The sequence below is a fragment of the Clostridioides sp. ZZV15-6597 genome, from assembly GCF_020657815.1.
GTDB lineage: Bacteria > Bacillota > Clostridia > Peptostreptococcales > Peptostreptococcaceae > Clostridioides.
This window is the reverse complement of sequence record NZ_JAGWCT010000071.1, coordinates 1-21,241: the sequence shown is the minus strand read 5'-3', so window position 1 is coordinate 21,241 and position 21,241 is coordinate 1. Positions and strand designations below refer to the sequence as shown.

The 21,241-nt window shown below is 28.7% G+C and carries 18 protein-coding genes and 1 riboswitch; all 18 genes read left to right on the top strand.

The genetic code is table 11. The features are described 5' to 3' along the window. Positions 1-112 (top strand): DUF1653 domain-containing protein (locus tag KGF52_RS14605; protein ID WP_255646322.1); only part of this gene is annotated, 112 nt, incomplete at its 5' end. 205 nt (positions 113-317) lie between these two features. Next, entirely contained in the window at positions 318-959 is a 642-nt protein-coding gene (locus tag KGF52_RS14600; protein ID WP_227829952.1) for a histidine phosphatase family protein, read from the top strand. A 24-nt stretch (positions 960-983) separates the two neighbouring features. After that, a complete protein-coding gene (locus KGF52_RS14595) occupies positions 984-2,237 on the top strand; it encodes an NAD(P)/FAD-dependent oxidoreductase (RefSeq protein ID WP_227840672.1) in 1,254 nt (417 codons plus the stop codon). A gap of 53 nt (positions 2,238-2,290) precedes the next feature. Continuing rightward, on the top strand, positions 2,291-2,941 hold the full coding sequence (cmk, locus tag KGF52_RS14590; RefSeq protein WP_227829950.1) for a (d)CMP kinase: 651 nt from the start codon (positions 2,291-2,293) through the stop codon (positions 2,939-2,941). A gap of 51 nt (positions 2,942-2,992) precedes the next feature. Beyond that, positions 2,993-3,589 carry a lysophospholipid acyltransferase family protein gene (locus KGF52_RS14585; protein WP_227829949.1) on the top strand — a complete coding sequence of 199 codons (597 nt, stop codon included), beginning with the start codon at positions 2,993-2,995 and terminating at the stop codon, positions 3,587-3,589. A 12-nt stretch (positions 3,590-3,601) separates the two neighbouring features. Continuing rightward, a complete protein-coding gene (locus tag KGF52_RS14580; RefSeq protein ID WP_227829948.1) occupies positions 3,602-4,441 on the top strand; it encodes a 4-hydroxy-3-methylbut-2-enyl diphosphate reductase in 840 nt (279 codons plus the stop codon). Positions 4,442-4,701: 260 nt separating this feature from the next. Further along, the gene (locus tag KGF52_RS14575; protein WP_227840671.1) at positions 4,702-5,856 is read left to right on the top strand and encodes a putative manganese transporter; all 1,155 of its coding nucleotides are present in this window, start codon (positions 4,702-4,704) and stop codon (positions 5,854-5,856) included. A 317-nt stretch (positions 5,857-6,173) separates the two neighbouring features. Next, positions 6,174-7,871, top strand: coding sequence for an adenine deaminase (ade, locus tag KGF52_RS14570; RefSeq protein WP_227840670.1), 1,698 nt, complete (start codon positions 6,174-6,176; stop codon positions 7,869-7,871). A gap of 267 nt (positions 7,872-8,138) precedes the next feature. Continuing rightward, the gene (gene bcp / locus KGF52_RS14565; RefSeq protein WP_227829945.1) at positions 8,139-8,603 is read left to right on the top strand and encodes a thioredoxin-dependent thiol peroxidase; all 465 of its coding nucleotides are present in this window, start codon (positions 8,139-8,141) and stop codon (positions 8,601-8,603) included. 9 nt (positions 8,604-8,612) lie between these two features. Then, positions 8,613-9,356, top strand: a complete 744-nt coding sequence (yaaA, locus tag KGF52_RS14560; RefSeq protein ID WP_227829944.1) for a peroxide stress protein YaaA — start codon at positions 8,613-8,615, stop codon at positions 9,354-9,356. A 129-nt stretch (positions 9,357-9,485) separates the two neighbouring features. Then, positions 9,486-12,143 carry a cation-translocating P-type ATPase gene (locus tag KGF52_RS14555; RefSeq protein ID WP_227840669.1) on the top strand — a complete coding sequence of 886 codons (2,658 nt, stop codon included), beginning with the start codon at positions 9,486-9,488 and terminating at the stop codon, positions 12,141-12,143. A gap of 53 nt (positions 12,144-12,196) precedes the next feature. Continuing rightward, positions 12,197-12,299, top strand: a riboswitch (SAM riboswitch). Positions 12,300-12,408: 109 nt separating this feature from the next. Next, positions 12,409-13,674: an O-acetylhomoserine aminocarboxypropyltransferase/cysteine synthase family protein gene (locus KGF52_RS14550; protein ID WP_227829942.1), complete on the top strand. Its 1,266-nt coding sequence runs from the start codon at positions 12,409-12,411 to the stop codon at positions 13,672-13,674. A gap of 32 nt (positions 13,675-13,706) precedes the next feature. After that, positions 13,707-14,597 carry a homoserine O-succinyltransferase gene (locus KGF52_RS14545; protein WP_227840668.1) on the top strand — a complete coding sequence of 297 codons (891 nt, stop codon included), beginning with the start codon at positions 13,707-13,709 and terminating at the stop codon, positions 14,595-14,597. A gap of 153 nt (positions 14,598-14,750) precedes the next feature. Beyond that, on the top strand, positions 14,751-15,383 hold the full coding sequence (locus tag KGF52_RS14540) for a TetR/AcrR family transcriptional regulator (protein WP_227840667.1): 633 nt from the start codon (positions 14,751-14,753) through the stop codon (positions 15,381-15,383). A gap of 295 nt (positions 15,384-15,678) precedes the next feature. Continuing rightward, on the top strand, positions 15,679-16,122 hold the full coding sequence (locus tag KGF52_RS14535) for a MarR family transcriptional regulator (protein ID WP_227840666.1): 444 nt from the start codon (positions 15,679-15,681) through the stop codon (positions 16,120-16,122). A gap of 30 nt (positions 16,123-16,152) precedes the next feature. Next, complete coding sequence (gene ftsH, locus KGF52_RS14530; RefSeq protein WP_227829938.1) at positions 16,153-17,970, top strand: ATP-dependent zinc metalloprotease FtsH; 1,818 nt, start codon at positions 16,153-16,155, stop codon at positions 17,968-17,970. Positions 17,971-18,265: 295 nt separating this feature from the next. Then, positions 18,266-20,968 carry a sensor histidine kinase gene (locus tag KGF52_RS14525; protein WP_227840665.1) on the top strand — a complete coding sequence of 901 codons (2,703 nt, stop codon included), beginning with the start codon at positions 18,266-18,268 and terminating at the stop codon, positions 20,966-20,968. A 34-nt stretch (positions 20,969-21,002) separates the two neighbouring features. Beyond that, positions 21,003-21,241: response regulator (locus KGF52_RS14520; RefSeq protein ID WP_227840664.1), on the top strand; the 239-nt coding region annotated here is incomplete at its 3' end.

Genomic DNA, 21,241 nt, shown 5'->3' with positions numbered 1-21,241 from the left:
TGATGATACAGGAGTATTTGTAAGGCCACTAGACATGTTTTTATCAAAAGTAGATAGAGATAAATATTTTAATCCGATTCAAGAATATAGATTTGAAGAATTTTATAAATAAAATATGATGATTACATTTTATAATTTAAGAAAAAAACTGTTATTATATAATAAATTGTGGTAAATATAAATAGGATGAGCTGAGAAGAATATCTTAGATTAAGTTATAAAATAGAAACATAGTAAACTGTTATATGATATAATTAAATTTTGAGAAGTGACAATTTATATTTAATAAAAAATAGACAGATATATTAGGAGGAAATATGGGAAATACTTTTTATATAGTAAGACATGGACAAACAGATTGGAACTTATTAGGAAAAACACAAGGTCATGGTAATTCTGACCTTACAGCACAAGGGATAGAACAAGCAAGAGAACTTTCTGAAGACATTGGTAAGTATTCAATTGATTATATTTTTAGTAGTGATTTAGGAAGAGCAATGCAAACAGCTCAAATTTTAGGTGATAAGCTCAATATTGAAGTCCAAAAAACTGAAGCACTTAGAGAAATGGGATTTGGAGTTTGGGAAGGTCTTTTAATAAAAGAAATTCAAAAAGACTATTCAGATATATATTCAACATGGAGAAATGAGCCACATTTAGTAAATATACCAGAAGGAGAAACTCTTAAAATTATAAAAGAAAGAGTAGATACTTTTATAAAGGAATTAAATGAAAAATACAATGATAAAAATATAGTTCTTGTTACACATTCAATTACATTGAGGGTTATGTTACTATCATTCCTAGAGTCAGGTATGGAAAATATATACAGAATTAAGCAAGATAACACTGCTTTAAATATAGTAGAATTTAAAGATTACGGTCCAGTAGTAATAAAGATGAATGATACAAGTCATATAAAAAATCATGTAAAAATAAATAATTCTGCACTTGAGTAAGTATCAAATTATAAGGAGAAGTTTATGAGTAAAGTTATAGTGGTTGGTGGAGGTCCATCTGGCATGATGGCAGCCTTGTCAGCTTCAAAAAACAATAATGAAGTAATATTGATTGAAAGAAATGGAGAGTTAGGGAGAAAGTTAAGAGCAACTGGTGGAGGTAGATGTAACTTTACCAACAATAGAGAGATAGAAGCTTTTTTTGATAAGGTTGTAAACAATAAAAAATTTCTATATAGTAGCTTTTATGCATTTACAAATAAAAATCTTATATCGTATTTTGAAAGTAAAAATTTAGAGTATAAGATTGAAGAAGAAAATGACCATAAGGTTTATACTAAGAATGATAAATCGATAGAAGTAATAGAAGTATTAAATAAGGACTTAATTAATCATAATGTAAAGATAATGTATAATAAAAAAGTTGTGGATATTATAATTGAAAAAATCACTGAACAAGATGACCATAACAATAATAAAGCAAATTATTCAATAAAGGGTGTCATTTTAGATAATGGAGATAATATATTAGGTGATAAAGTTATTATATCAACTGGAGGAGTTAGTTATTCAAAAACAGGTTCAGATGGTTCAATGTATAAGGTTCTTCAAAATCATGGACATACATTAAATAAACTATATCCTGCTTTAGCTCCACTTACAATAGAAGAAAAATGGATTAAAGCTTTACAAGGAATATCTATGAGAAATGTAGAAATATCTTGTAAGATTAAGAAAAAGAAAATATCAAAATCAGGAGACATGCTATTTGCACATTTTGGGATAACAGGTCCTTGTGTACTTATAATGTCTTCTTATATCAATAAGATTATTGAAAAAGATAAGGTAGAATTAAATATAGATTTTTTACCAAATTTAGATGTCAATGAAATTTCTAATATAATTAGAGAAATTCCAAATAAAAATATCTTAAATAATCTTAAACAGATATTACCTCAAAACTTCTTAAGAGAAATTCTTTCTATATTATCTTTAAGTGATAAAAAAGCAAATGAGTTGTCTAAGGCTGATGAAATTAAAATTATTGAGTATATAAAAAATATGAAACTAACTTGTAATGGAACTACAGGCATAAACACTGGAATGGTTACTTCTGGTGGTATTTCAGTTAAAGAAATTAATTCTTCTACAATGGAGTCTAAGTTAATAAAGGATTTATTTTTTACAGGTGAGGTAATAGATGTAGATGCAGAAACTGGTGGATATAATTTACAAATAGCATTTTCAACTGGATATCTTGCAGGGACTAGTGTATAAGTATAGTTTTTAATAAGTCGATTATTAAATATAAATAAAATAGAGGTGTAGATATGAGTAATTTGATTATAGCTGTGGATGGACCAGCAGGGGCTGGTAAAAGTACAATAGCTAAGATAGTAGCAGAAAAACTAAATATAAATTATATAGATACAGGTGCTATGTATAGAGCTGTTACTTATAAGTGTTTAAAAAATAATATTGATGTCAATAATGAAAAAGAAGTTATTAAAATAGCTGAAAATTCGGATATAGATTTTAAAAATAATAGCATATATTTAGACCAAAAAATTATAAATGAGGAAATCAGAACAATAGAAGTAAGTAATAATGTTTCCAATGTAGCTAAGATAAAAGAAGTAAGAAAGTTAATGGTTGAAGTTCAACGAAAAATTGGAACAAAAAGTTCAGTAATATTAGATGGTAGAGATATAGGTTCATATGTTTTTCCAAATGCAGATTATAAATTCTTTTTAGTAGCTACACCAGAAGAAAGAGGAAGTAGACGCTATAAAGAACTTTGTAATAAAGGATATAATACTACTTTAAAAGAAGTAATTGAAGATATAGTAAAGAGAGATGAAATTGATTCAAATAGAGAATTTGCACCACTAGTAAAAGCTGATGATGCACTAGAAATAGATACTACAGGAAAGACTATAGAGCAGGTTGTACAAGAAGTTGTATCTAAGATAAGTTTTTAAGCTCAATGTATCTAAAACGAGAATATAATGTAGTATTGAAGGGAGATAAACGTGAATTTTTATAGATTTGCAATAAATATTTTTAGATGTTTTTCTAAAGTGTTTTTTAAATATGAAGTTATAGGTGCCGAAAATATACCAGATAGAGGAAATATAGTGGTGGCTTCAAATCATAAGTCAAATCTTGATCCTGTATTTTTAGCTGCAGCTATAGAGAATAGGGAGATAGCAGCTATTGCAAAACAAGAATTATTTAAAGTGAAACCATTAGGTTTTATATTAAAAAAATTGCATGTTATGCCTATAAATAGAGAAAAGCCAGATGTATCTACTATAAAAACTATTTTAAGGTCAATTAGAGATGGTTATGTGTTGGGAATATTTCCAGAAGGAACAAGAATTAAAGGAGATAACTTTGGCAAAGCTAAGGCAGGTCTTTCTCTATTTACAATAAAGAGTAAATCTAAGGTTGTACCAGTGTCGATAATATCTAAGTATAAACTTTTTAGTAAGGTAATTGTGTATTTTGGAGAGCCAATATCATTTGAAGAACATTTTAAAGAAAAGTTAAGTAATGATGACCATGAAAGAATGTCACAAGAAGTTTTAGAAATAATAAAACAGAATTACTTTAAATATTCAAAATAAGGGGGGAATTTTGTGAATGTTAAAATAGCAAAAAATGCAGGCTTTTGCTTTGGAGTAAAGAGAGCAATGAAAATGGCATGGGATGAAGTAGAGAAAAATGATTCTGGAATATATGCTTTAGGACCTCTTATTCATAACAAGCAAGCAGTAGCAAGATATGAACAGAAAGGTCTTAAAACTGTAGATGAAATTGATATAATACCAGATTATGAAAATATGATAATAAGATCTCATGGAGTTCCTGAGAAAGTATACAAAGAAGCTAAAAATAAAAAGCTTAAAATTGTAGATACTACATGTCCATTTGTAAAGAAAATACATACAGTAGTGAGTGAGTATCATAATAAGGGTTATGAAATAATAGTTATTGGAGATATGAAACATCCAGAGGTGATAGGTATAAATGGATGGTGCGAAAACTCAGCAATAATAATAAAAGCTGTAGAGCAAATGGAGAATATGGAATTTGACAATTCAAAACAATATTGTGTTGTTGCACAGACAACGATAAATCCAGATTTATATTCAAATATAGTTGACAAATTAGCTGATAAACTAGAACATATAGTGTTTAATGATACAATCTGTTCAGCTACAAAAACTAGACAAGAAGCTGCTAAAGAATTAGCAAGAGAAGTTGATTGTATGATAGTTATAGGTGGAAAACACAGTTCTAATACTCAAAAGTTAGTAAAAGTTTGTGAAGATTTAGTTCCAACTTTTGCAATAGAAACTAAAGACGAATTGGATGTAAATATGCTTAAGAAGTATAAAAATGTAGGAGTTACAGCAGGAGCATCTACACCAGATTGGATAATAGAGGAAGTAATAACATTTATTGAGAATTTATAAATATAGTAAACAATAAAAACATGTGTACTACTGGTATAATATATAAAATTTATTGTAATATCTATATGTAATTTTATACTATTACATGTGGCAACTAGATAACCTAATATCAGAAAGTGTGTATCTTAATATGCAAGAAATTAACAATATAAGATATGCACTTTTTAATATTAGAAATTTAAATAGTATAATGATATTGATTATCAATAACAAATAAAATATAATATAATTATTGCGAAATTAATATAGGAGGTAAATTAATGGAAATGTTAATATCTGCTTCTGAAGAAGCATTTTTACATGTGGGTTCTATGATTGGATTTTTTATTTTGCTATTTGGATATATAAACTATAAAACTAGTGGTAATTTTACTAATATTATATCAAAAAATAGAAAATATCAACCTTTAATAGGAGCTTTGATAGGAGCTATACCAGGTTGTGGTGGGAGTTTGGCAATCATGCCATTATATATAAGTGGAAAATTAAGCTTTGGAGCAATCATTGCAAGTTTAATAGCAAGTATGGGGGATGCTGCATTTATACTTATTTCATCAAATATTAAAATGTATTTTTTTGTGACTATAGTTAGTACAATTACAGGAATAATAACGGGACAACTAGTAGATTATTTTAAATTAGAAAAAAAATTGAAATTAAATAAATATAGAAAATCAGACAAACATAATATAGATAAAAGTGAGCATAAAGAGAATGAAGAGTCGCATAATCATGATGGTATAATTTTGGATAATTTAGCTAAATCTCATGGAAATACGAATAGACTTGCATTTATAATAACACATGGTAAAGGGTACAAAATTTATATAGGAATTGTATTAATAGGTTTTATATTTATGTCTCTTGCTCATTCTGGAATAAATCTTCCTATTATTGAAAAATTACATTCACTAGAAGAAGCAATAGCAGTTATAGGAATACTATTCTCAATAGTTTATATGTGGTGTTTTAAAAAAGTATTTAAAAATTCTAATCAAAAAGAGGAAGAAAATAAGAAGATTTCCTTAAGAGAAATGCTTATACATTCTGTAGGTGAAATTTCATTTGTTATTACATGGATTTTTATTGCATATCTTATTTACAATTTGATAATATTGGTTTTAGGTGGAGATGAATACTTAGTTAATTTAGTTTTATCAACAGGTGTAATTAGTGTATTTATAGGTGCAGGTCTTGGGCTTATTCCAGGGTGTGGTATACAAATTGTACTTATGTCATTTTACTTGAAAGGAACTATACCACTTGGTGCAGTAATAGCTAATTCCATATCTCAAGATGGAGATGCACTTTTTCCACTTTTAGCAATGGACAAAAAATCTTCCTTATGGGCTATGATTATTACTACTATACCAGCTATAATCGTAGGAATGATAGTTTATGCATTTTTAGGTTAATTAAAAGTAGTTATTAGTATAAATGATAAAAATACATAAATCTATACTATGGATATAGCAACAAATATTAAAAATATAAAAAATAAAATTTAATATAATTAAAATATTTATAAAGAACATGAGAAATAATATTATTGTTTCTCATGTTTTTGTATTTAATTTAATAAATTATGGAATAAATGCTTTTTATCGAAGATAGGCCAAATACTCCATACTCAACGTAAGTAGGGTAGAGATGTAAGCATAAAATATGCTAATATAAATTAATATGATACAACAAGTATATTGATATAAAAAATTTAAGAGGAGTTGTAAAAATGAGTAATTTGAAAAAAAAGTGTGATGTAGCAAGTGGAAGAGATAAAGCTGATATTGTACTTAAAAATGGAACAATTATAAATGTATTCACAGAAGAATTAATAGTAGGAGATATAGCAATAGTAGAGGATACAATTGTTGGAATCGGCGAATATAGTGGAAAAGTAGAGATTGATTGTAGTGGTAAATACTTGTCACCTGGTTTTATTGATGCACATATGCATATTGAGTCTACAATGGTAATGCCAATTGAATTATCAAAAAAATTACTAAAGTCAGGTACAACAACTGTTATAGCTGACCCTCATGAACTAGTCAATGTAAAAGGAGCAAGTGCAATAGACTTTTTACTAGAATCAACAGAAGAGATACCTTTAAATGTATATATTATGCTACCATCATCTGTACCTGCAACAAGATTCGAAACTAATGGAATAGGAAATTTTAGTGCAAAAGATATGGATGCCTACATAAATAATCCTAGAATCTTAGGATTAGGAGAGGTAATGTGTTTTAATGATGTTATATCTGCTGAAAAAGAAATTTTAGATAAATTAGAGGCTTTTAAAGATAAAATGGCAGATGGACATGCACCAAATATAACTGGAAAGTCACTTCAAGCATATGTATGTGCAGGAATAAAAAATGACCATGAATGTATAACTTTTAATGAAGTGTATGAAAAATTAAGAGCAGGTCTAAAAATTTTTATAAGAGAAGGAAGTGCAGCAAAAAACTTAGAAGCTATAATAAAGGGATTATTGAAACATAGCTTACCAATTGAAGAATTTATGTTTTGTACAGACGACAAACATTTGGATGATATAGAAAAACAAGGGCATATAAGATGGAATATAAAGTGTGCAATCGATTTGGGTATGGAGCCAATTAAAGCTATTAAAATTGCAACTTATAATTCAGCAAGAGCATATGGTCTAAATAGAATTGGAGCAATAGGTGCTGGGTATAAAGCAGATATTGTTGTTCTAAACAATTTAGAAAATATGGAGGTAGCTAGTGTTTATAAAGATGGTAAATTGATAGATGAGGGAATTTTTTCTGATTATAATTATGAAATTAAGGATAAAGAGCTGCTTAATACAGTTAAATTTAAAGATATTGATAGAGAAAAAATACAATTAAAGTTAAATGAGAAAAATTATGTAATGGAAATTGTACCATATCAGATTCTAACAAATAAATTATTTGAATCTATACCAAACAAAAATGGATATTTCAATCCAAATGAAGAATATTCAAAGCTTTGTGTTGTTGAGAGACACAGAATGACTGGAAACATATCAGTTGCACCATTAAAAGGTTTTGGTATAAAAAATGGAGCAATAGCAACTACTGTAGCTCATGATTCACATAATATCATAGTTGCAGGAGATAATGATGAAGATATTATAGTTGCAGTAAATTACTTGAGAGATATACAGGGTGGCTATGTAATTGTATCAAATGGAAAAGTACTTGCTCACTTAAGTCTTCAAGTAGCTGGATTAATTAGTACTCTTCCAGCAGATAAAGTGCAAGAAACAACTGATAATATGTTAAAAATAGCAAGAAAAATGGGAGTTCCAAAGTATGTAGACCCTTTTATTACACTTTCATTTATGGCTCTTCCTGTTATTCCAAAAATAAGACTTACTGATTTAGGTCTATTTGATGTAGAAGAATTTAAATTTATATAGATTAGAGTATTAGAAGATTAAAAATAAATAAGCAGGATTTAATACATAAATTAAATCCTGTTTATTTTAATTACTATAGTTATTTAACATAAATTCCACTTTAAATGCTCTAATCAAATAAAGTTGAAATTTTTAGTATATAAAATTTACATATCCATGAAATTTTCCATATAAAAAAGTAAAATATTTTATTTATATATAGAAATATAGGGTATTAATATAAATATAGTATAAATTATTGATTAAAAAACAAAAGGAGAGATATTTATGTTAAGTATAGGTACAAAAGCACCAGAATTTACATTAGAAGATAAGGATGGAAATAAAGTCAGTATGTCAGATTTTAAGGGGAAAAAAGTGGTAATATATTTTTATCCTAAAGATAATACACCAGGATGTACACGTCAGGCATGTGCATTTAGAAACGCATATGAAGGATTTAAAAATAATGATATACCAGTTATTGGAATAAGTAAAGATAGTATTAAATCACATCAAAAATTTGCAGAAAAACATGAGCTTCCTTTTATTTTACTTTCTGACCCAGATTTAATTGCTATTAAGGCTTTTGATGTGTGGAAAGAGAAAAAAATGTATGGGAAAACTGCTCTAGGAGTCGTTCGTGCAACTTATATTGTAGATGAAAGTGGAATTATTGAAAAAGTTTTTGAAAAAGCAAAACCAGATACAAATGCACAAGAGATTCTTGAATATTTGGAAAAACAGGAGTAATAAGAATTTATGATTATAATGTTATCACCAGCTAAAAATATGAAACATGCACAAGCAGTTGATAGAGATTTAAGCTTACCTTGTTTTATAGATAATGCAAAAGAAATATCAAAGAATATAAAAAATTTTAGTTTAGAAGATTTTAAAAATAAAATGAAAATCAACGAGAAGTTAGCCATATTGAACAAGAGTAGATTTGATAATTTTAAATTTGACAGTCTAGGAAGTCCTGCAATCTTAACTTATGATGGAATACAATATAAAAATATAGAAGCAGAGCGTTTTACAAAGCAAGATGAGGAATTTGCAAATAATTGTATTCGAATCATAAGTGGATTGTATGGGGTTGTAAAACCTTATGATAGTATATATGAATACAGACTAGAAATGCAGACAAAGCTACAGATAAGAGAATTTAAAAATTTATATGAATATTGGGGAGACAGTATATATAAAGAATTAAGTAAAGAAAATACAGCTATTGTCAATCTTGCATCAAGTGAATACAGTAAAACTGTGGGAAAATTTATCGATGATAATCATACATATGTAACATGTAATTTTAAAATAAATAAAAATAATATATTAAAAGTTGAATCAACACAAGCAAAGAAAGCTAGAGGAATGATGGTAAAATATATTATTAAAAATAAAATAGAAGATATTAACGACTTAAAAAAATTTAATTTAGAAGGGTATAAATATCAGGAAAACTTATCTAACAATAATGAGTATGTGTTTGTAAAAGAGTAGATATTTTTATATAGATTTTAAACCAAATTGTTAAATTTAGGTAAAATATAATTGTTGAGTATTGAATTGAATTGGATTTTAAAATATAATTATTCTTAAATCAAAAAAAGAAAGGAGTGATCTTCCAAAATGGAAAATCACAAACAGATGCCTTGGCATTCGATGGCAACACATGAAGTATTAGAGAGTTTAGACTCATCAGAGGAGGGGCTCACCGATACCGAGGCGGAAAACAGGATTAAAGAGCATGGTTTAAATGAACTGAGAAAAAGACCACCTAGAACAGTTTTACAAATGCTTTGGACCCAAGTTACAGATGCTATGGTATTGATACTAATAGGTGCATCAGTATTATCTTTAGCATTTGGAGAATTTACAGAAGCTTTTGTAATTCTAATAATTGTAACAGTAAATGCAGTTATTGGTATTGTTCAAGAAAAAAAAGCAGAATCATCATTAGAAGCACTAAAAAATATGAATTCACCTACAGCACGTGTTATGCGTGATGGTGAAGAAAATGTTATCCAAGCAAGTAATCTTGTAATAGGAGATATTGTTTTTTTAGAAGATGGAGCAATGATTCCAGCAGACATTCGTTTAATAGATACATCTAGTTTAAAAATTCAAGAAGCTTCTTTAACAGGAGAGTCTGTACCATCAGAAAAAGATTCAGATGACCTTTTACCTGAAGAAAGTGTATTAGGAGACCGTAGTAATATGGCTTATACGTCTTCAATTGTCACATATGGTAGAGGTGTAGGCGTTGTAGTTGCAACTGGTATGGACACAGAAGTAGGTAATATAGCACATTTTTTAGATTCACAAAATGATTTTGATACTCCTATAAAACGTAAACTTAATACTGTTGGAAAGACATTAAGTGTTATAGGTATTATTGTATGCGTTATTATATTTGCAATAGGTGCATTTTACCAGAGACCTCTCTTACCAATGTTTATGATTGCAATTTCCCTTGCTATATCAATCATTCCAGAGGGATTACCTGCAACAGCAACCATTGTAATGGCTCTAGGTGTGCAACGTATGGCTAAAAGAAATGCTTTGATTAGAAAGTTGCCAGCAGTTGAAACATTAGGAGGAGCTACAGTAATATGTTGTGATAAAACTGGTACATTAACCTTAAATAAAATGACTGTTACACATATTGCTGTAAATGGCGATTTTGAATCTGGAAAAGTAACATCAATAGATACTGCGTCTGAGAAACATCCACTAGTATACAAAGAGATTGTTTATGCTGGTGCACTTTGTAATGATGCATGTATAAATCCAGATAAAACAGATGAAATATTAGGTGATCCAACAGAAGGTTCATTGATTTTTATGGCTAATAAATTTGGAATAGATCAAGAAGCTCTTGAAGAGAAATATCCACGTGTATTTGAGCAACCTTTTGATTCCGACAGAAAATGTATGACAACTGTTCATGATATAGATGGAAAAATCACAGTATATACTAAAGGTGCAGTGGATGAACTTCTCCATTTATGTACCAAAATATTAACATCAAAAGGTGAAAGAAACATTACAGAGTTGGATAAAAAAAATATACACGAATTATGTCTCGCTATGTCTAAAGATGCATTACGTGTACTTGGTTTTGCTAAGCGTGAAATTTTATCGATACCAAAGGAAGATAGTGAAAACATAGAATATGATTTGACATTTATTGGTATGGTTGGTATGATTGACCCACCAAGAACTGAGGTAATTGATGCAGTAAAAACTTGTAAAGAAGCAGGCATAAGAACCATAATGATAACAGGTGACCATAAAGTCACTGCCACAACAATAGCTCATGAATTGGGAATTTGGAATGAAGGAAATACTGTTATATCTGGTGATGAACTTGATAATTTAAGTGATGAGGAACTGGATAAAGCTGTTAAAAATGCTACAGTATTTGCTCGTGTATCACCATTTGATAAACTCAGAATTATACAGTCTCTAAAAAGAATAGGAGAAGTACCAGCGATGACTGGAGATGGGGTAAATGACTCCCCTGCATTAAAGTCTGCTGATATTGGTATAGCTATGGGTATAAGTGGTACAGATGTGGCAAAAGATTCTTCAGATATGATTTTAATGGATGATAGTTTTACCACAATTGCTTATGCAATAAAAGAGGGTAGGCGTGTATATAGAAATATACAAAAGGTTATACAATTCTTGCTTGTTGGAAATATAGCAGAGATACTTACACTATTTGTTGCAATATTGTTAAACTGGGATACTCCACTTCTTGCTGTGCATATTCTATGGGTAAACCTTGCAACAGCAACTCTTCCAGCACTTGCTCTTGGAGTTGACCCACCAAGTATAAACATAATGAAGCATCAACCTGTTAAATCAGAAAGTTTGTTTGAAAAAAATCTTGTACAAAGAGTTATTACTCAGGGGATATTTGTAGCAATAATGACCATTTTAGCATATAAAATTGGTCTTAATATAGGAAACCATACTGTAGGTCAAACAATGGCATTCTGTGTATTAGCATTTTCACAAATGTTGCGTGCATTTAGCCAACGTTCAAATACAGACTCTATGTTTACTAAAAATAGTGGTAAAAACCCATTTCTTTTAATCTCATTTTTAACTTCTGCTTTGCTTATGGCAGTTATATTATTTGTCCCTAATTTTAGAGATGCATTTAATTTAACTGTTTTAAATAGCTCACAGTGGCTTGTAACAGTGATTTTAGCTATAATGTCTGTAGTGCAAGTAGAGGTTGGAAAATTTATTAAAAGAAAATTATATAAAAAATAGTTGACAAAATTAGGAAAAAAATATAAGATATAAAACATAGAAAAATTAAATAAATCTTATCCAGAGAGGTGGAGGGACTGGCCCTATGAAACCCGGCAACCAGTATATTTATATACATTGGTGCTAAATCCTGCGGCGAAAGCTGAGAGATGAGTATAATTAAGCTTATACAGAGCCTGAGTTATATACTCAGGCTTTATTTATTTTAAATCTCATCTGACAAATAGTTTAATTTTCTTAATTAAAATCTAAGGGGGATACAAAAATGTATAACAAAGAAACAATATGCGTGCAAGGAAATTATAAGCCAGGAAATGGAGAACCAAGAGTTTTACCTTTATATCAAAGTACAACTTTTAAATATAGTAGTATAGACCAACTTGCTGACTTATTTGATTTAAAAGCTGATGGTCATATGTATTCCAGAATAAGTAATCCTACTGTTCAAGCTTTTGAAGAAAAGATAAGTTTGTTAGAGGGAGGAGTATCATCTGTTGCCGTATCCTCAGGTCAATCTGCAAATATGTTGGCAGTTTTAAATATATGTAAATCTGGAGATAGTATACTTTGTTCTTCAAAAGTATATGGAGGAACATTTAATTTATTAGGACCTAGTCTTAAAAAATTTGGAATAGATTTAATATCATTTGATTTAGATGCAAGCGAGGATGAAATAGTAGAACTTGCAAATGAAAATACTAAAGTTGTATTTGCAGAGACACTTGCAAATCCAACTCTTGAAGTTATAGATTTTGAAAAAATAGCAAATGTAGCTAAAAGAATTAATGTTCCATTTATAGTTGATAACTCATTAGCATCACCAGTACTTTGTAATCCACTAAAATATGGAGCAAATATAGTCACTCATTCTACTACAAAATACTTAGATGGCCATGCTTCAAGTGTTGGTGGAATTATAGTAGATGGTGGAAACTTTAACTGGGACAATGGAAAATTTCCAGAATTAGTTGAGCCAGACCCAACATATCATGGAATAAGTTATACTGAGAAGTTTGGCAATGCTGCATATGCTACTAAAACAAGAGTTCAATTACTTAGAGACTATGGAAATTGTTTGAGTCCATTTAACGCATATCTTACTAATTTAAATATTGAAACACTACATCTTAGAATGGAGAGACATAGTGAAAATGCACTTAAGATAGCTAAGTTTTTAGAAAAACATAAAAATGTAGATTGGATTAACTATCCAGGACTTGAAAATAATAAGTATTATGAAAATGCCAAGAAATATCTATCAAAAGGATGCAGTGGAGTTTTATCATTTGGAGTAAAAGGGGGACTTGAAAATGCTAAAAAATTTGTGGAAAAACTACAAATAGCAGCATTAGTCACTCATGTATCAGATGTAAGAACTTGTGTTATACATCCAGCTTCAACTACTCATAGACAATTAACAGAAGAACAATTAATTGCATCTGGAGTATTACCTTCACTAATAAGATTATCTGTTGGAATAGAAAATGTAGAGGATTTAATAGCTGATTTAGATCAAGCTTTAAATTTCTAATAGTATAAGAAGAGAAAGAGAAGTGAAAAGAGATGGCTTTAATACTACCAAAGGGGCTACCTGTTATTAATAAATTATTAGATGAAGGAATAGATGTGATTTGTAAAGAAGACTTTAATAAACATTTAGAATACAAAGAAAATATAGATACTAAAATAGCTATATTAAATCTAATGCCCATAAAAATAGATACAGAGTTAGATTTACTTAGAAGAATAGATAAGACAGGTTTTAATGTATCTGTAGAATTTATTAAAATCTCAACAAGAGAGAGTAAAAGAAGTTGTAATGAATATGTTAAGAATTTTTATAAAACATTTGATGAAGCAAAAAAAGAATCTTTTGATGGTTTTATAATAACAGGAGCTCCAGTTGAACAAATGGAGTTTGAAGAAGTTGATTATTGGGATGAACTAAAAGATATTATGGATTATTCTAAAAGAAAGGCTAAATCTACATTATATATATGTTGGGCAGCTCAAGCAGGTCTTTACAAATACTACAATGTAAAAAAACTTCCATTAAGTCAAAAATGTTTTGGAGTATTTAAGCATGAAGTAGATAAAAATAGTAAGATAGTAGATGGATTTGAAAAAGAGTTTTTTGCTCCACATTCAAGACACACTACTGTAAATATTGAAACTTTAAAAAATAATGATGAATTGAGCATTGTAAGTCATTCTAAAGAAGCTGGTCCTTATATAATTACAAATTCAAGAGATGTATTTGTAATGGGTCACAGTGAATATGATAAATATACTTTAGATAGAGAATATAAAAGAGATGTAGATAGAGGTGATAAAATCTCAATACCTCAAAATTACTATATAAATGACGATCCTTCAAAAGAACCAACTGTTAAATGGAAAAAACATTCAGAACTTTTGTTTAGAAATTGGATAAAAAACTATCTAATAATATAAAGCACAACTAAAAAAATATGAGAATCTATAAGGTATAAAAGTAATTATAATACTTCTTTATACCTTATTTTTACTTTATAAAATTGACATTATAAAAGTAGTTTTATATAATAAGACTAAACCGACTGATGGTCTATTGAAAGGAGAAACTATATGAGAATTATAAAAGACCCGGAAGAACGTAAAAGTGAAATCCTCAATACAGCTGAAATGCTTTTTTGTACTAAAGGATACACAAAAACTACTATAAATGATATTTTAAATGAGATTGGAATTGCAAAAGGAACATTTTATTACTACTTTAAATCTAAAGAAGAGGTAATGGATGCAATTATAACTAGAATTATAGATAATGATATAAATATGTTAAAAGAAATTGCTTCAAATCCAGATATTCCAGTTATTGAAAAGTTTTTTCAAATATTAATATCTCAAAGACCTAAAGTTGGAGGAAGTAAGGAAAAAGTGATTAACCAATTTCACCAACCCAACAATGCTGAGATGCATCAAAAGACAATAGTTAAAACTATTTTAAATTTTACACCTATTTTAACAGAGGTAGTAGAACAAGGTATAAGAGAAGGAATATTCAATACAAAATATCCAAAAGAGACAATAGAGTTTTTACTTGTTTCTTCTGAATGTATATTTGATAAAAGTATGTTTGATTGGGATAATGATGAAATACTACAAAAAGCAAAGGCATTTGTTTGTATTATGGAAACGACTTTGGGTGCACATAAAGGAAGTTTTGATTTTATATATAATATGTTAACAGAAGATTAAATTTATTGTAATAGTAAATACTTTAGATTTTAATTTTTAAATAAGATTAAAATGAGAGGAATCGGTGTAAAATAAATACATCGATTTTTTATTAAAAATATCTTATACAAAAATTTCAATAATAAGATAAACTATTTATGATTGAAGTTACAATATTGTTATTGACAATAAATACTTAATACTATAATATTTAATACATTAAATATTTATAGTGTTAAGTATTATTTATAAAATATTTTTGAATTTAAAGTTAAAAATATTAGTAAAATAAAGTATTTTTACAGGGAGAATTTATATGGATGAGATAAGTTTTAAAAAAGCACTGCTAGAATTAACTAGAGATATAAATATTAAATTTACTACTTCATTAAGTCAGTTCTATCAACCGCTTGGGATTACAGCAGTACAAGCTTTGATTTTATCAGAACTATGTGAACATGGAGAGAAAAAAATAAGTGATTTAGGTAAAAATTTGAATATGACAAATAGCAATGTATCAGTAATATGCCAAAGACTAGAAAAAAAAGGATTTTTAAATCGTATAAGAGATAAAGAAGACCAACGAATTGTAAAAGTTAAAGTAACAGAAAAATCGTTAGATATACAAGAAAATATTTCAAGTAGTATTTTTGATGACTATTTTGAAAATATGACTAGTGAAAAATTGCAAGATATGGAAGATATAATAGAGGGCTTAAAAAAATTAAATAAGCTTTTAACTCATATTGATTGCAAATAACATAAAATTAATTTAAAGGAGAACAAAATTATGGATGAACACAAACCACAAAAGAGGTCAATACTCTATTACTACACAATAATAATAATAGTAGTAATGTTTTTAAATGCTTTAATATTTCCAAGTCTAATGGATAAAAAAATGGTTGAGATTGATTATGGAAAATTTCTTACAATGTTAGATACAGGAAAGGTTAAATCTGTTGAGATAGAAAGTAATAAAATTGCAATAAGCCCATCTAGTAGTAAGGATAAAAATATATACATAACTGGTAGAATGGATGACCCAGAACTAGTTGATAGATTAAAAGATGCAAAAGTAGAATTTACTAAGATTATTCCTAAAGAAAATTCACCTCTTTTAAGTATTTTACTTACATGGATAGTACCTATAGGTATTCTTATGCTATTTGGTAATTTAATGATGAAATCGATGCAAAAACGAATGGGTGGTAATAGTATGCAATTTGGAAAGAGCAATGCCAAAATGTATGTATCTGCCCAAAGTGGAAAAAGATTTAATGATGTAGCTGGTCAAGATGAGGCAAAAGAAGCTCTAAGTGAGATAGTAGATTTCTTACACAACCCAGAAAAATATAAAAAAATAGGAGCACAAATGCCAAAAGGTGCACTTTTAGTAGGACCTCCAGGAACAGGAAAAACATTACTTGCAAAAGCTGTAGCAGGCGAAGCAGATGTACCATTTTTTTCAATATCTGGTTCTGAATTCGTTGAGATGTTTGTAGGTATGGGAGCATCTAGAATACGTGATTTATTTAAACAAGCTAAAGAGAAAGCTCCATGTATAGTGTTTATAGATGAAATTGATACTATAGGTAAAAAGCGTGATAATGGAAGTGGACTAGGTGGAAATGATGAACGTGAACAAACTTTAAATCAGTTATTAAGTGAGATGGATGGATTTGATGGTGGAATAGGTGTAGTAATACTAGCTGCAACGAATAGACCTGATAGTCTTGATAAAGCATTACTTCGTCCAGGACGATTTGATAGACGTATACCAGTTGAACTTCCAGACCTTGGAGGACGTGAAGCTATATTAAAGGTACATGCTAAAAATGTAAATGTAGACTCAAATATAGATTATAATGCAATCGCTAGGTCTACATCAGGTGCATCTGGAGCAGAACTTGCAAATATTGTAAACGAAGCAGCACTTTTAGCAGTTAAATCTGGTAGAGATGTAGTTGAGCAACAAGATTTTGAGGAATCTGTTGAGACCGTAATTGCAGGATATCAACGTAAAGGAGCTGTGATTTCTGATAAAGAAAAGAAAATCATAGCTTATCATGAAATAGGTCACGCACTTGTTGCTGCAATGCAGAAACATTCTGCACCTGTCCATAAAATTACAATAATACCTAGGACTTCAGGTGCATTGGGTTATACTATGCAAGTTGCAGAAGATGAAAGTGTACTTATGTCCAAAGAAGAAGCAATTGATAAAATAACTACTTTTACAGGTGGTCGTGCTGCTGAAGAAGTTATTTTTAATACTTGTACATCAGGTGCATCAAATGATATAGAGCAAGCTACTAAGATTGCAAGAGCTATGGTTACTCGTCTTGGTATGAGTGAGGAATTTGATATGGTTGCTCTTGAAACAGTAAGTAATCAGTACCTAGGAGGAGACTCTTCTCTTGCTTGTTCTTCAGATACTGCAGCTAAAATTGATGAAGAAGTATTTAGAATAGTAAAGACTTGTCATAAAAATGCAATTGAGATTTTAGAGAATAATATAGATAAGCTACATGAACTTGCTGAATATTTATTGGAAAAAGAGACAATTACAGGTGATGAATTCATGGAAATACTGAATTTAAAGTAAATATGTTGAAATAAAGATTGTAGTAACAGTTTTAAATATGTATTTGCATATTTAAAACTGTTAATGCATTTTCAATAAAATATAAATCAAAAATATATATAAATCAAAACAAGAGAATTGACAAAAATGAATGTATAAAAAATAAAAATGCCTATTATTTAGGCATTTTTATTTTACAATTAAAGTACATATTTGTATCTTTACATAATCTTAATCATTAAAAATACATCTTAACTACATTTTTATACTAGAATTGATATTATAATAGTAATGAAATGTACAAGGAGGTTGTTTGATGGACAGACCAAATCCTGATATTCTATTAAAAAAAATAAAGAATGAAGAGAAAAAACTAAATAGAGGTCAGTTAAAAATATTTTTTGGGTATGCAGCAGGTGTAGGTAAAACTTATTCTATGTTGGAGTCTGCACAAAATTTAAAAAAAGTAGGGATTGATGTAGTAGTTGGATATATTGAACCACATACTAGACCAGAAACATTAGCATTACTTGATGGATTAGAGACTCTTCCTGTAAAAGAAATAGAATATAAGTCTATAAAATTAAAAGAGTTTGATTTAGATGCGGCATTAGCAAGAAAGCCAGAAGTTATATTAGTTGATGAGTTTGCTCATTCCAATGTCACTGGGTTAAGGCATACTAAAAGATGGCAGGATATAGAGGAATTATTACTAGCAGGTATAAATGTATATACTACTGTAAATGTACAACATCTAGAAAGTTTAAATGATATCGTGGAGATAATTACAAATGTATCAGTCAAAGAAACTATACCAGATAAATTTTTAGATACAAGTACGCAATTAGAGCTTATAGATGTTGAACCTGATGTACTTCTTGAAAGATTTAATGAAGGTAAAATATATAAAAAGGAACAGGCAATTAGAGCGAAAGATAATTTTTTTATAAAAGACAATTTAGTTGCACTTAGAGAAATTGCACTTAGAAAAACAGCTGAAAGAGTAAATAAAGAAGTTCAAATGACTAGATTATCAAAGGGTGATGTAACAGTAATACCTACATCAGATACACTTCTTGCATGTATAAGCCCATCTCCATCTTCAGCAAAGGTTATTAGAACCGCTTCTAGAATAGCAGATAGTACATTTGCTAAGTGGATGGCTTTATATGTTGAAACTCCAAATACAGCAAAATTACCTTTTGAGGAACAAAAACAATTACAAAACAATTTAAAACTAGCTAAGAAGTTAGGTGGTGAGATAATTGTTTTACATGGTGAAAATGTAATAGAACAGATACTTAGAATTGCCAAGATAAGAAACGTAACAAAAATTGTAATAGGTAGAAATCATTCAAATACTAAAAAATTGAGTAAAAAACTGAAAAAAGATATAGTTGACAAATTAATAGATGAAGTTGATTATATAGATATACATATAATCCCTTACAAATTTGCTTCAGAAGTTAAATATAGACCTAAAAAGGATAACTCATCAATAAAATCAAAATTTAAAATCAGTAAAATTGATTTTATAAAACTTATAATTATTACTTTAGTGATAAGCATTTTGGCATATATAGTACAAAGTATGGGATTTATAAGAGAAAATATATTACTAATATATATGTTAGGTGTAGTTTTGGTTTCTATGTGGACCAAAGGATATAGTACAGGGATAATAAGCTCTGTATTTAATATAGTACTGTTAAATTATTTTTTTACAGCACCTTTATATACATTGTCAATAGCTGATTCAAATTATATAGTAACATTAGTTGTATTCTCAATAGTTGGTATAATAACTAGTACTCTTACATCTAAGATACAACATGAGGCAGATACAGCTGCTAAAAGAGAAGAAAATACAAAAATGATATATCAAATAATTAAGGGATTTTTAAGATTGTCAAATAAAGATGATATAGTAAATAAGGGTATAGAACTTTTATGTCTTAGCCTAAGTAGAGATATAGTTTGCTATTTAAATATGGATAAGGATAAGAAATCAAAGTTCTATAAAAAAAATACTGCTAATAAGGATAAAAACGATTTAGATATAGAAGATGAAAAAGCTGTTGCAAGTTGGGTTTTGTCTAATTCAACAGTAGCAGGTAGTGATACAGATACACTTCCTGGTTCAAAAGGATATTATATACCAATTATAGGTATGAATTCAACTTTGGGGGTTATTGGTATATCGTGTGTTGATTCAAAATTAGATACAGAAGATATAAGTTTAATTGAAACAATAACTGCTCAAATGGCAATAGCTCTTGATAGAGAAATTCTATCAGAAGCAAAAGAAAATACTAATCTTGAGATAGAAAGAGAGAGGCTTAGAAGTAATCTTTTAAGAGCAGTTTCACATGACCTCAGAACACCATTAGCAGGAATATCTGGAGCAGTTAGTACAATTATAAAAAATAAAGATACTATAGGTCAGGATATAATAGATGAGCTACTTAGTGGTGTATATGAAGATACTCAGTGGTTAATAAGACTTGTTGAAAATTTACTTAGCATGACTAAGATAGATGAAGGAAAGTTAGAAGTCAAAAAACGTTCTGAACTTGTTGAGGAAATTATATCAGAGGCATTACAAAATATTAAAAAAAGAATTGAAAATGCAATTATAGATATTAATATACCAGAGCAAATATTATTTGTTCCTATGGATGCCAAATTAATAGAACAGGTTTTAATTAATCTAATAGATAATGCTTTAAAATATTCAAAAGAGGATTGTAAAATAAATATAATTGTATATGAAAAAGAAGATTATGTTTGGTTTGAAGTGTCTGATAATGGTCCTGGAATATCCAAAGAACTGAAGGAGCATATATTTGATAGATTCTTTACTGGAGAAGAAGGTACTAAGGATTCTAGAAAAGGTGTTGGACTTGGATTATCAATTTGTAAATCTATAATTCAAGCTCATAAAGGTGAAATTTTAGTAGTAAATAATAAAGATAAAGGTTCAACTTTTAAATTTAGTTTGCCCAAAGAAAATGAATAGTATGAAATTTTGAAATCTAGTTTTGGAGGAAGAAATGAGTAAAAAACTTATATTATTAGTAGAGGATGATAAAACAATAAGAAAATTTATATCTACTGCACTTGCAACACAAGATTATGATGTTAAAGAGGCTATAACTGGTAAAGAAGGAATATCAATTGCTGTCTCATATTCTCCAGATGTCGTTCTCTTGGATTTAGGGCTAGAAGATATGGATGGAATAGAGGTAATAAAAGCTATTAGGCAGTTTTCAAATATACCAATAATTGTAGT